Below are 13,648 nucleotides of genomic sequence, written 5' to 3' on the forward strand. Positions count from 1 at the left end.
CAGAAAAGACATAAGGGACGTATTTATAGTATGATAGCAGCAAGTTGAATAGATATCAGACTACTTATGGAAAGCCAGGTGAACAAATGAGCTACGAAATCGTGCATGAAGGTGCCTTTGCTATGCTCAAGGTGCAGTTGAAACCCGGGGAAATGATTAAAGCAGAAATGGGAGCGATGGTTTCCATGTCTTCCAGTGTAGATATAAAGGGGACGGTAGACGGTGGACTGTTACGTGGCTTAGGCAGAATGCTGAGCGGAGAAAAATTCTTTTTTCAAGAACTGAGGGCAGCCCGGGGACCGGCTGAGGTGTTGTTAGCCCCTGCTAGTATAGGTGATGTACAAGCGGTGGAACTGGATGGCACGTATAGGCTATTCGTCCAAAAGGACGGTTTTCTGGCTTGCACAGAAGGGATTGAGGTTAGCACCAAAATGCAAAACCTGATGAAAGGTTTATTCTCCGGTGAAGGTTTTTTTATCGTAGAAATCAGTGGTCGAGGTACGGTATTCCTGTCCTCTTATGGAGCCATTCATCCCATTTATATTGCGCCAGGAGAAGAGCGTATTATTGATAATGCTCATCTGGTGGCATGGCCGGATTATATGGATTATAAAATTGAAAAAGCATCTAAAGGCTGGTTGTCCAGCGTAACGAGTGGAGAAGCACTTGTATGCCGCTTTCGCGGTGAAGGAACGGTACTGATTCAAAGTCGAAATCCGGGCAGTTTTGGACAATGGATCAAAAGTTTTATCCCTGATAGCAAATAGTTTGATTCGCCTGATTAGAGATGAGAGGATAAACCGTTCGCAGAGGAAAGTATAATATAAGGATGGTCATTTGCCATCCTTTTTTTGCATGTTCATGGGAAATTATATGTGACACTAAGCATGTATTGCGCTTTTAATCCGAACGGTTTATTTGCAAAATGATATGAGAAGCTTTATGTTTATTTCACTAAGCTATCAGGAGGGAACACGAGTGAATTCATCAAAATGGATTTGGCGGTCTGTCGGTTCCGTTTCCATTGCCGCCACATTGCTATTATTGTACGGATTTTTTACAGCAGTACAAAGTATCACGGCTCCAGAGCCAATGGTTAGCACTCAACCTGTACATTCTGGTTCATCGCAGACACAAACTGTGCCATCCGCTACTAATCAGACGGGAGAGTTTCGGGTAGCTACCATTGGAGATTCGCTAGCCAAAGGCACGGGGGATGACTCCGGAAGTGGTTTTGTGCGCCGGTCGGTGAGCTTGTTGAATAATCAGGAAGGCCATAAGGCTCAGCTCATAAATAATCTGGGGATTAATGGACTGACGACTCAAGGGCTATTGACCAAGCTGGATGAGCCTGGTGTTTCTTATGTGTTGAAAAAGGCTAACGTCATTATTGTCTCGATTGGCGGAAATGATTTATTTCAGGGAGCTCAGGCTGCCCAAACTGGCAAAGAGCCGCCTACACTCAGTGGTTTGCGTAAAGCTGTGCCTGATGCCGCCAAACGTCTGCAAAAAGTGCTGACAAAGGTAGGGGAAATCAATCCGAATGCTAAAATTATCTATGTCGGATTATATAATCCATTCAGTGATCTGCAGGAAATGAAAATTCCCGGTAATCTTGTAGTAACAGAATGGAATCTGGCTGCCATGGCAATTACCAACCAAAACAGCAATATGACTCTGGTTCCAACTTTCGATTTATTCCAGCAAAATTTGCCCGTCTATTTATCATCCGATCATTTTCATCCAAACGGACAGGGCTATCAGGCAATCGCTGAACGTATCGCGCAAGGGTTTGCAGTTGCAAACACGAAGGATGCCGATAAAGTGGATAACGAACAACAGTCTACAAGTAGCCAACCCGCTGAAGTGAAAAAGGGAGGAAACAAGCAATGAGCATCCAATCTGCTGACAAGACCGGGGCTGGAATAACCGAAAAATCGACATCAAGGGATGCATTGTCCAGTTTCCATTCCGCCAATCAGGTTGGCAGCGGAGGCAGAGACAGAAGCAATACCGAAACAGTTCTCTCTGTTCAGCACGTTAAGAAACGTATCAAACGCAAAATGATCATTCATGATGTCACATTCGACGTTCGTGCGGGTGAAATTTTCGGATTTCTTGGTCCTAATGGGGCTGGAAAAACGACGACTATTCGTATGCTGGTCGATTTAATTAAGCCTACGGAAGGGACGATTACCGTCTGTGGTCATAATGTAAATCGTGACCCTGAGCAGGCTTTACGGCATATTGGGTCTATTGTGGAAAATCCGGAGGTGTACAGCTACCTGACAGGGTGGGAGAATTTAGAGCATTTTGCCCGTATGCAGCCTGGTGTAGACGAGCAGCGTATCCGCGAAGTCGTTGAGCTGGTTCGGCTCGATCGCCGTATCCATGATAAAGTAAGTACGTATTCTCTCGGAATGCGCCAGCGCCTTGGTATAGCCCAAGCCTTGCTAGGTAGACCGAAATTACTCATTTTGGATGAACCGACGAACGGGTTAGACCCCAAGGGGATCAAGGAAATGAGAGCTTTTATCCGTTTGCTAGCGGCAGAAGGCATGGCTGTATTTGTTTCCAGCCATTTGCTCAGCGAAATCCAGCTGCTATGTGACCGGGTGGCAATTATAAGTCGGGGAAAGGTGCTAGCTGTAGGTGGTGTACGGGAACTGGTTGAGACGCACTCGCACTTGGCCGTGTGGCAACTGGAGCCTCGTGATCAGGGTCTTGCCATATTGCAAAATTCTCCGCATGTGCAAATGATTACGAATGCCGATGAATTAATTGATGACAGCATTGTTGCAGGCAGCGGAGCCGATGCAATTTTTACAGAAATGGATGAAGAGCATATTGCGGAGCTGGTGACACAAATGACGGCTTCTGGTATTTCCGTTAAAGGTGTAACCAAAATCAACCCTACACTGGAGCAGCTATTCCTGAAAATGACGGAAGGTGAGATACTTGAATAACATTTTACCGCTCGTACAAAATGAAACGCTCAAAATTATCAAGAAGAAACGATTTTATGTCATTTTACTTGTTTTACTTGTGCTTGTGCCGATTTTTACGTACGCTCAGATGAAAGTGGCAGAAAACAATCGCGAAAAATTCGGCAATGATTGGCGGCTTGAACTACGCCAGGCGATTACCGATAATCAAAACTCGCTGGGAAGTGACCGGGTTCCCGAGGAATGGAAGACCTATCGTCGGGTCTTTGTGCAGCAGATGCAATATTATTTGGAGAATGATGTGAATCCTAATGAGCCGAGTGGTGTCACCTTTACCAGAGAGTTTATGGATAATTCCATAAATCTGTTCGTTCCGCTGTTGATTATGGCCATTGCCTCCGACTTGGTTTCTGGAGAACGGACGACTGGCACGATAAAAATGTTGCTGACTCGCCCAGTCAGGCGGTGGAAAATACTGCTGAGCAAGCTGTTGACATTGTATATGTTCGTCTCGCTCATCATTTTGGCTGTATTTATAATTAGCTATCTCATATCAGGCTTGTTTTTTGGTTTTCGCGGTTTTAATGTTCCGGTATTTACCGGATTTCAAATTGTTGGATCGACGGTGGATTTGTCTGCTGTACATGCGATTCCACAATGGCATTATCTGATGCTGCAAGCCGGATTGATCTGGTTTGTCAGTCTTGTGGTAGCTTCGTTAGCCTTTATGGTATCTGTCCTGGTACGAAGTACGGCGGCAAGTATCGTGGTCATGATGGCTGCGCTTATTTCGGGCACTATTTTGACAAACATGGCTTCATCTTGGCAGAGTGCTAAATATTTATTTATGGTTAACCTCGAATTAACCGATTATTTATCTGGAAGCCCCGCCCCGATTGAGGGAATGACCTTACCCTTTTCTTTAGCTGTACTGTGCATTTGGGGGGCTGCGGCATTGATTGTTTCATTCGCCGTCTTTACGAAACGGGATATATTGAATTAAAATGGACAAGGTAAAAGAAAACATCTGTTTGCATTTTTGGTGAAAATCATCAAGAATAAGGCAAAACACGGTTACGATTAGACAAAGGGGGAGCATGAATGGTCGACAAAATCGACTTGTCTGCGGGAGTATCCGGCACACAAAGCGGAGCTTCAGAATATGGCGCGGACGACATTCAAGTGCTCGAAGGGCTTGTGGCAGTTCGCAAACGGCCGGGCATGTACATCGGGAGCACCAGTTCTTCGGGACTGCATCATTTGGTATGGGAAATTGTAGACAACGCGGTGGATGAACATCTCGCCAAGTTTTGCTCTCGCATTGATATTACAATGCATAAGGACGGTTCCGTTACGGTATCAGACAACGGGCGCGGTATTCCTACAGGAATGCACAAAACGGGAATTCCTACGCCTCAGGTTGTATTCACCATTTTGCACGCCGGAGGTAAGTTTGGCGGTTCGGGATATAAAAAGTCCGGGGGTCTGCACGGTGTAGGTGCGTCTGTAACGAACGCTCTTTCGGAATGGCTTGAAGTAGAAATTTACCGGGACGGCAAGATTCACCGTCAGCGGTTTGAATATTGGCAGGACAAGAAGGGCGTGGAGCATGTCGGAGAACCGACCACAGGCCTTGAAGTGCTGGGCAATACTAACAAGACGGGCTCGAAAATTACATTTAAACCGGATATTCGTGTTTTTCAGGCAGGCATTCATTTTAACTACGATACGTTGGCTGAGCGCCTTCAGGAAATTGCTTTTCTAAATTCGGGCCTTCGTATTCAACTTAAAGACGAACGCAGCGGAAAGTCAGATGAGTATTTTTATGAGGGTGGCGCAAGTCAGTTTGTTGCTTTTTTGAATGAGGGCAAGGATGTGCTGCATGACGTTATTCACTTTAATGCCGAGAAAGAAGACATTGAAGTAGAGATTGCCATCCAGTACAATGCGGGTTATACAGAGACGATTGCTTCGTTCGTTAACTCCATTCCGACACGTGGCGGGGGTACGCATGAAACGGGATTCAAAACCGCTTACACTCGTGTCATGAACGACTATGCCCGCAAAACGGTGATGTTGAAAGAAAAGGATAAAAACTTGGAGGGCAACGATCTACGTGAGGGCATGATGGCTGTAATCAGTGTCAAGATGGCTGAAGTTGAATTTGTCGGCCAGACAAAGGATCAGCTGGGTAGCGCTTCGGCACGGAGTACAGTGGATGCCATCGTATCTGAGCAGATGCAGCGTTTTTTGGAAGAAAATCCGCAGATAGCACAAACTTTGATCAAGAAGGCAGTTCAAGCATCCAGAGCGCGTGAAGCTGCACGTAAAGCTCGGGATGAGATGCGTTCCGGCAAAAAGCGCAGTGAAAGTTCCAATTTGAATGGTAAACTGTCGCCTGCGCAGTCCAAGGATTTTACACGTAATGAGTTGTTTATTGTGGAAGGCGATTCGGCTGGAGGATCAGCCAAGCAGGGACGGGATTCCAAAATTCAGGCCATATTGCCGCTGAAGGGCAAGCCGATGAATCCGGAAAAATCCAAACTGGCGGATATTATGAAGAATGATGAGTACCGTGCTATTACAGCAGCTATTGGTGCGGGGGTAGGAACAGAGTTTTCGCTGGAAGACAGCAATTATTCCAAAATCATCATTATGACCGATGCAGATACAGATGGTGCGCACATTCAAGTGCTGTTGTTGACGTTCTTTTATCGGTACATGAAAGAGCTTATTGATGCAGGACGCATATTTATTGCTCAACCGCCATTGTATAAAATAACTCGAAAGTCGGGTAAGCTCGAAACGGTGCGTTATGCTTGGACTGACGAGCAACTTGATAATTATCTAAAAGAATTTGGACGAAATTTTGAGCTTCAGCGCTATAAAGGACTTGGGGAAATGAACCCTGATCAGTTATGGGAAACAACAATGAATCCCGATTCACGCACCTTGTTACGCGTTCAGATAGAGGATGCAGCCAAGGCTGAACGCAGGGTGTCCACTTTGATGGGTGATAAGGTGGACCCGCGCAAACGCTGGATCGTGGAAAACGTAGATTTCACGGAATACGTAGAGTAGTGCTATCAAAAGAGGTGTATACATGAGCTTATCGGAGCAGTTTTTGCCAGCTTTTCTGGAGGAAGTGGTCGGTGACCGCTTTGGCCGATATTCCAAATATATTATTCAGGATCGGGCGATACCCGATGTACGGGACGGATTAAAACCCGTACAACGTCGTATTCTGTATGCAATGTACGATTCGGGCAATACGCCGGATAAAGCATATCGTAAATCAGCCAAAACCGTTGGGGACGTTATGGGTAATTACCACCCCCACGGTGACTCGTCGATTTACGATGGCATGGTACGGATGGCGCAGCCTTGGAAAATGAGTCACGTGCTGGTGGATGGTCACGGTAACTGGGGCTCCCAGGATGATGATCCGGCGGCAGCTATGCGTTATACGGAGGCTCGCTTGTCCCCGATCGCAATGGAAATGCTGCGCGATATTGAAAAGCGTACGGTTTTGTTCAAAGACAATTTTGATAACTCGGCCAAAGAGCCTGTTGTGTTGCCGTCTCGTTATCCAAATTTGTTGGTGAACGGTTCCAGTGGGATCTCGGCAGGATTTGCGACAGAGATCCCTACACATAGTTTACGCGAAGTTATTGATGCCAGCATTGCGGTGATGGAAAAGCCAGAGATTGAGCTGGAAGAGATTATGACCTTTATTAAAGGTCCTGATTTCCCGACGGGCGGACTCATTATGGGTGGCGAAGGCATCAAGGACGCTTACCGCACGGGAAAAGGACGCATTTATATTCGTTCCAAAACGGAAATTCAGTCTTTGCGCGGAGGCAAGCAGCAGCTGGTCATTACCGAGATTCCGTATCAGATCGTCAAATCAAGGCTCGTAACCGCCATGGAAAATATCCGTCTGGAGAAAAAGGTGGAAGGGATTGCCGAGGTTCGTGACGAAAGTGGACGAAATGGTTTGCGCATCGTTGTGGAGCTGAAGAAGGAAGCTGATGCGGAAGGGATTTTAGCTTATTTGCTGAAAAAAACCGACCTACAGGTGGCATATAACTTCAACATGGTAGCCATTGTGAACAAGGCGCCACATCAGCTTGGGCTGAAGTCTATTTTGGAAGCGTATATCGCCCATCAACGCGAAGTTGTTACTCACCGTATCCAGTATGAACTGGAAAAGGCAGAGGATCGTGCCCATGTGCTGGAAGGTTTGGTCAAAGCACTGAACATTCTGGATGAGGTCATCGCAGCCATTAAAGCTTCCAAAAATCGTCAGGACGCACAAAATAATTTGCAATGGATGTTTGGTTTTAGCGAACGTCAGGCAGATTCTATTTTGACTTTGCAGTTGTACCGTCTCACCAATCTGGAAATCACCACGCTTGAAAAAGAACTGGGTGACATCCAGAAAAAAATCGCGCAATATCGTTCTATTCTGGAAAGTGATCGCAAGCTGATCAGCCTGATTCGCAAGGAACTTTTGGAAATTCGCGAAAAGTACGGCATTGACCGTCGTTCAGATATCCAGGGCGAGGTAGAAGAGATTAAGGTGAACCTGGAAGTCATGGTGGGAGCAGAGGATGTGCTGCTGACACTCTCGAAAGATGGCTATGTGAAACGTACAAGTATGTTGTCATTCACTCGTTCAGGCGGGGAACGTTCAAGTTCTGGTGTTAAAGAAGGGGATTACGTTACCCAATTGCTTGATGTGAATACGCTGGATGTATTGCTCGTCTTCACCCAGCGCGGACAATATTTTTTACTGCCTGTACATCAGGTGCCAGAGTATAAGTGGAAAGAGCCGGGCACACCCATTGTCAACGTCATTCCGTTATCGAAGGAAGATCGTATTGTAAGTGTTATTCCGCTTAAAAACATCGAGGAAATCGGCAAAAGCCTGGTATTTGTAACAAAGAAAGGCCAAGTAAAGCGTACAGAATTGAAAGAATATGCTACAAAACGTTCTAGTGCCGTAGCCGCTTGCAAAGTAGCAGGGGACGATGAAGTGTTATCAGTAACGTTAAGCGAGGGTACCCGGGATATTATGCTGATTACCCGCGCGGGTATGAGTATACGCTTCAAGGAGCAAGAGGTTAATGCGATGGGTCGCGTCTCGGCTGGTGTCAAAGGTATACAGCTAACGGAAGGCGATGAAATTATCGCGGCGTTATGGGTAGAAGAGGATGAAGGAGAAGTGTTGGTGCTGACCGAGTCTGGTTATGGTAAGCGTACGCTTCTGTTGGACTATCCTACACAGGGAAGAGGCGGCAAAGGTATCACTACCTTTGAGTTCAAGGAAGGCAAACGGGTACGTTCGAATGGAACTCGAATCGTGGCTGCCTTCTATTGCCGTGAAGCTGTTCAATTATTTGCAATCACAGCAGAAGGACAAACGATGTCCTTCCTTTCGGAAAAGGCTCCTTTGACCGACCGAAAGGATACAGGCAAGCTGCTGGCTCCAGTGGAGAAGAAGGACGAAATTGTGAATGTGCTGCTGCGTAGTGAGCCGCAAGCTTCTCAGTCCATAGAATAATAGGAAAGTCAAGCGCTTATTAGCTCGAAAAAGAGAGGTCCTCTCGTGCCATTCCGGCACGAATGAGGACCTTTTTGCCGTCATGGTGTCGAACTCTGACCAGCCTTCAAAACCCAGGTGAGACTTCCTTCCCCTTTTCATTTCGTGCTCCAAAAACGGCAGGAAACCGGGGCTGAATGGCGAAAATTTAATGTGATGAAATACAATCCGGACGGTGGCCCATACGGTAACTTTGATGCTTTTACTGACCCTGTTATCTAAAGGAGTGAGGCAAAATGCAAACGACCGAATTTGCAAAAATCTGGTCCAGAATGGCTAAGGATTATAAGGTTCATATGGAGCAGCAACTGGCTCCAACACTAACCGAAGCTCAACTTACGGTGCTGGAGGTTTTGAACGAATACGGCCGTATGAAACCGTCTCAACTAATCCCATATCTCGCCACCACACCAGCCGCGGTTACGATGCTGCTGGATCGGATGGAACGGAATCGATTGGTCACCCGTTTCAGAGATGTAAAAGACCGTAGAATTGTATGGATTGTCATTTCGGATCAAGGGAGAGAAGAAGTAGAGCGTGGATTACGAATACGGGATGATTTTCTGGGTTCTGCACTAAACCGAATTTCTCAGCACAATCAAAATTTGCTGGTTTATTTGTTGGGGAAAATTACAACGAAGGCGAAGACTTCAGTATCGGCAAGTGAGACTGAGGGAGTAAAGGAACCAATAGAGCGAGCAGAATAACTAGAATGGTGGCTACATGAAAAGTAGCTGTACGCAGCAGATTATCATTTTAAGGCAAATAGGAGTGCGCGGATGTAAATACCTATCGTGGTATTCATACCGCGCTTTTTTGTGTTGAAATAAGGTGATATTAGGGTGAATGTTGACATTTACATAAGAGATGATAAAATAATAGTTATAAATAAATAACAATTCGTATACAAATAGTTGCTTGTTTATATTATATGGATTGTGAATTGGGTATTAGAAAGAAGGATGGTTTCAGTGAGAGACAGAGAGGAAGACAGACTTGAGGTGTACCGGATTATTCAATCGGTAAGGGAGGTTAACAAAACGATATTTTATGCCTTCTGGAATGAGGAGCAGCATTTGGATCTGACGGCCATTCAGCATATGGCTTTGGCAATTCTGAATAAACGTCCCAACATCGGGTTATCCGAGTTGGCAGATATAGCGCATGTGGGAAGCAGCTCTATGAGTGGGGTGGTTGACCGCTTGACCAAGGCGGGATATATTGCTCGCGGACGGCACGAGCATGACCGTAGATCCTTAGTGCTGACGCTTACGCCGGAGGGAAAAGATATCATGCAAAAAGTAGACGCCATGTGGATGGAGCGCATCTTGCCCATTCTGGACATCCCGAAGGAGCAGCTAGAGATGGCCATGGATATCCATAAACAAATGATCATGAAATTAACACCGAAGGGAATGAATCAACTTGAGCAGTCCTCAAATGACACTACCAGGTAATGTACGCAGAGCACCCATTGTGGCCGCTCTGTTGATTGGCGCGATTGTAGCGATATTAAATCAGACGTTGATCAGTGTGGCTTTACCGAAAATGATGAGTGATCTGAATATAGATGCCAATATAGCTCAGTGGCTCAGCACGGGGTTTATGCTCGTGAATGGGGTATTGATCCCGGTGACCGCGTTCTTGATTGCCCGTTTCTCCACTCGTAAATTGTTTATTAGCGCGATGACTATTTTTTCAATCGGCACGCTGTTATGTGCTATAGCGCCAAGCTTCAGCGTATTGCTGATCGGTCGGCTTATTCAGGCCGCGGGAGCAGGTATCATGATGCCCTTAATGATGGTCGTTATCTTGAACATCTACCCAATAGAGCGTCGTGGCCGGGCGATGGGAACCTTGGGGATTGCGATGGGTTTTGCTCCAGCCATTGGGCCAACCTTATCCGGTTATATAGTACAGCATTATGACTGGCGGGTTTTGTTCTGGATCATCCTGCCGATTTCAGTGATTTCGATTGTGATCGGATTTATTTTTCTGAAAAATGTAACGGAGCAGTCCAAGCCAAAGCTGGACATTCCCGGCATCATTTTGTCTACGCTCGGTTTCGGTGGACTATTATACGGCTTTAGTGATGCAGGAACATCAGGTTGGGGAAGTATTCCTGTCCTGTCTACGCTTATCGTTGGGACAATTGCGCTTATTTTGTTTATTGTCCGCCAACTGAAGGCAGATGAGCCTATGCTGGAGTTCCGTATCTTTAAATACGATGTATACAGCTTGACGACAATCATTAATGTGATTGTGACGATGGCTTTGTACGCCGGTATGATATTGCTTCCGATTTATTTGCAAAATATTCGGGGTTTTACACCGCTCCAATCCGGTATGCTGATGCTACCGGGAGCGATTCTGATGGGGCTCATGTCTCCTGTAACGGGGGCTATTTTTGACCGAATCGGAGCACGCTGGTTGTCTGTAATTGGCTTGCTGATCATGGCTATAACGACTTGGGAATTTACAAGGTTGACCGAAACAACCACCTATATGACACTGTTAATTAATTATACGGTGCGGATGTTCGGGATGTCGTTGCTGATGATGCCGATCCAAACGGCCGGGTTGAATCAGCTTCCGCAACGATTGAATGCACATGGTACGGCAATGAGTAACACGCTGCGTATGATTTCCGGCTCGATTGGGACGGCAATTCTGGTGACAGTGATGTCCACACAAAGCAGCAACCGTTTGACATCGATTGTTACGTCTGAGGGACTAAGCGTGACGGATAAAGCGGGGATGCTGGCTGCAGGTAATCAAGCTACGATTTATGGGATTAACTCGGCTTTTATCATTGCAACAGTGTTGAGTGTGGCCGCTCTGATTTTAGCATTTTTCATCAAAAATACGAATGCACAAAACGCTCATCCCCGTCAACAGCTGGTAAACAGCAAGAAGGGGCAGTCCGTGGCTTCTTCGTCATAAAAGGATGAGATGACCCATTAATTTAATTTTCTGCAAAAAAAGAACCTGCAATGCATGTTTGTTTACATGCGTTGCAGGTTCTTTGTGCAAATGGGGTTGAAGATGTTGATATCCAGATAGGGCAGGGCTTTCCGGTTCAAATTTTAGACGTAATCATGTTCTCATAAAGCGACCTGGGCCATTCATTCCATGGAAATTGGACTGGAGGTAACGAGTGAAATCTCATATCTTCTTTGCTAACCGGATGCGGTGCTCCAGCCAGTAAAGACCAGAGCGCCAGCTGTTGACCGGGACGGCTCAGATGACCGCCATATTTTTGGTCACCGTAGAGGGGACAGCCGATCGCCTGCATTTGCACACGAATTTGGTGTGAGCGTCCGGTGTGCAACTTAATCTGCACGAGACTGAGTCCATCTGCTTGTCCGATCACGCGGTACTCCAAAATGGCTTCTTTCGCACCAGCTGTGCCAGGTCGAACCGCTTGAACCGTGTTGGTACGGCTATCCTTTAGCAGATAATGGGTTAGACGGCTCTGTGGGGCCGTCGGAACGCCATTCAGAACTGCGGTATACAGTTTGTGAAAATGACGACTTCGTACCGACTCTGACAGGCGAGAAGCAGCTTTGGACGTCTTAGCAAAAATCATGGCTCCACCTACAGGCCGATCCAGTCTGTGAACTAAGCCTAAAAAAACGTTACCAGGCTTATTGTGTCTGATTTTTAGATCTTCCTTGAGTAAAGACAACAGATCAGGATCACCACTGGCATCCTCTTGTGTTGGAACATTGACAGGCTTTACAACTGCCAAAACATGATTGTCCTCATATAGGACAGGAATGTTGGGCAGTGCATGCTCATGCCGGGTAAGTTCATTTTGAGTCATAAGAGGAAATTTAAGCCTCCCAGCGTCCGAGAATACCACAAGGCAAATTCAATCCCGAGCGTGTGATCGGCAATCCGATTTCACCAGCGCTAATTTGTCCGCCGTACTTTTGTTGCATGGTCATGCTCAGCATGTTGCGCAATACAGTAGGCGAAATACCTGTAGTATAGGAGTTAATCAGCATGAACAGCGGTTGATCCGAAATGATGCTCATGCAGGATTCGAGAAACGGGTATAAGCTTTCTTCAAGCTTCCAAGTTTCTCCGTTCGGTCCGCGTCCGTAAGAAGGAGGGTCCATGATAATGGCATCATAACGGTTGCCCCGACGTTGTTCCCGTTGCACGAACTTGAATACGTCATCCGTAATGAAGCGTACCGGACGGTCAGCCAGACCGGACAATTGAACGTTTTCCTTTGCCCACTGCACCATGCCTTTGGCGGCATCCACGTGAACTACACTGGCTCCAGCATACGCAGCAGCAGTCGTGGCTCCTCCCGTGTATGCAAACAGGTTCAGTACGGAAATCGGTCTGCCTGCGCCTTTGATTTTATCCATCATCCAGCTCCAGTTCGCTGCTTGCTCCGGAAAAAGACCGGTATGCTTGAAGCTGGTCGGTTTAATGTGGAATTTAAGCGGTCCATAGCTAATTGTCCAGCGCTCGGGGATAGGTTTTTTCATATCCCAGTTGCCGCCACCGGAGGAACTACGGTGATAATGTCCATGAACATTACGCCATTCGGCTGTTTCCTGGGCCAAAGGCCATATGATTTGCGGATCGGGACGACGCAGGACAATATCACCCCAACGTTCCAGTTTTTCACCACCGCCTGTATCCATTACTTCATAGTCTTTCCACTCTTGTGCTACATACATGTACAATCCATCCTTCAGCAGTCAATTCAGGATTCAGGCAGCAAGCTGCACAGAAATCCCCATATGGAGTCTATTGTACAACAAACCTCAGCAACAATCGAATGATTACATAAATAAGTAAGTAGTCAAATGGTCTAAAATATTTTTTCTCGGATGTACTTGTAATTATAGCGCTTCCATATTAAAATGAAATCAATCCCACTTGTACGTACAACAATCCGTTTTTTTATTATAATAATGAAAAATGGATTGAATTGTACGTACATAATATTTTTTATCAACACAGCTGAAATTCTCCTTAATTAAACAAGGCTCTAATTTAATGTGCTTATCCATAGAGTTTATCAGCCAACAGTCGCATGTAATGCGGCTGTTTTGCGTATATCTCCCCAAGATTA

The 13,648-nt window shown here is 46.1% G+C and carries 11 protein-coding genes; 9 read left to right on the forward strand and 2 right to left on the reverse strand.

All coding sequences use genetic code 11. From position 1 onward, the window contains the following. The first annotated feature begins 86 nt into the window (after positions 1-86). The 9 genes from NLX74_RS08635 (at position 87) to NLX74_RS08675 (ending at position 11,493) form a co-directional block, all read left to right on the forward strand. Positions 87-767 carry a TIGR00266 family protein gene (locus tag NLX74_RS08635; RefSeq protein ID WP_061831571.1) on the forward strand — a complete coding sequence of 227 codons (681 nt, stop codon included), beginning with the start codon at positions 87-89 and terminating at the stop codon, positions 765-767. A 175-nt stretch (positions 768-942) separates the two neighbouring features. After that, the gene (locus NLX74_RS08640; protein WP_254328447.1) at positions 943-1,893 is read left to right on the forward strand and encodes a GDSL-type esterase/lipase family protein; all 951 of its coding nucleotides are present in this window, start codon (positions 943-945) and stop codon (positions 1,891-1,893) included. Continuing rightward, positions 1,890-2,966: an ABC transporter ATP-binding protein gene (locus tag NLX74_RS08645; RefSeq protein ID WP_254328448.1), complete on the forward strand. Its 1,077-nt coding sequence runs from the start codon at positions 1,890-1,892 to the stop codon at positions 2,964-2,966. The genes NLX74_RS08640 and NLX74_RS08645 overlap by 4 nt, the downstream gene beginning before the upstream one ends. Continuing rightward, complete coding sequence (locus NLX74_RS08650) at positions 2,959-3,948, forward strand: ABC transporter permease (protein ID WP_235309635.1); 990 nt, start codon at positions 2,959-2,961, stop codon at positions 3,946-3,948. Before NLX74_RS08645 ends, NLX74_RS08650 begins: the two co-directional genes overlap by 8 nt. 98 nt (positions 3,949-4,046) lie before the next feature. Then, positions 4,047-6,026 (forward strand): DNA topoisomerase IV subunit B, encoded by a 1,980-nt coding sequence (gene parE, locus NLX74_RS08655; protein WP_028540692.1) that lies wholly within the window; start codon positions 4,047-4,049, stop codon positions 6,024-6,026. 22 nt (positions 6,027-6,048) lie between these two features. Further along, a complete protein-coding gene (gene gyrA / locus NLX74_RS08660) occupies positions 6,049-8,511 on the forward strand; it encodes a DNA gyrase subunit A (protein WP_254328449.1) in 2,463 nt (820 codons plus the stop codon). A gap of 275 nt (positions 8,512-8,786) precedes the next feature. Beyond that, positions 8,787-9,257, forward strand: a complete 471-nt coding sequence (locus tag NLX74_RS08665) for a MarR family winged helix-turn-helix transcriptional regulator (RefSeq protein ID WP_254328450.1) — start codon at positions 8,787-8,789, stop codon at positions 9,255-9,257. Between the two features lie 264 nt (positions 9,258-9,521). Further along, positions 9,522-10,007 (forward strand): MarR family winged helix-turn-helix transcriptional regulator, encoded by a 486-nt coding sequence (locus NLX74_RS08670; protein WP_254328451.1) that lies wholly within the window; start codon positions 9,522-9,524, stop codon positions 10,005-10,007. After that, positions 9,991-11,493, forward strand: a complete 1,503-nt coding sequence (locus tag NLX74_RS08675; protein ID WP_254328600.1) for a DHA2 family efflux MFS transporter permease subunit — start codon at positions 9,991-9,993, stop codon at positions 11,491-11,493. Before NLX74_RS08670 ends, NLX74_RS08675 begins: the two co-directional genes overlap by 17 nt. 136 nt (positions 11,494-11,629) lie before the next feature. On the opposite strand, the gene NLX74_RS08680 is transcribed toward NLX74_RS08675, so the two are convergent. Both NLX74_RS08680 and NLX74_RS08685 read right to left on the reverse strand, forming a co-directional pair. Continuing rightward, positions 11,630-12,376: an RluA family pseudouridine synthase gene (locus tag NLX74_RS08680; RefSeq protein ID WP_254328452.1), complete on the reverse strand. Its 747-nt coding sequence runs from the start codon at positions 12,374-12,376 to the stop codon at positions 11,630-11,632. A gap of 10 nt (positions 12,377-12,386) precedes the next feature. After that, complete coding sequence (locus NLX74_RS08685) at positions 12,387-13,250, reverse strand: class I SAM-dependent methyltransferase (protein WP_028540694.1); 864 nt, start codon at positions 13,248-13,250, stop codon at positions 12,387-12,389. Positions 13,251-13,648: the final 398 nt, after the last annotated feature.

It is taken from the genome of Paenibacillus sp. MZ03-122A, assembly GCF_024213325.1.
GTDB classification, from domain to species: domain Bacteria; phylum Bacillota; class Bacilli; order Paenibacillales; family Paenibacillaceae; genus Paenibacillus; species Paenibacillus polymyxa_B.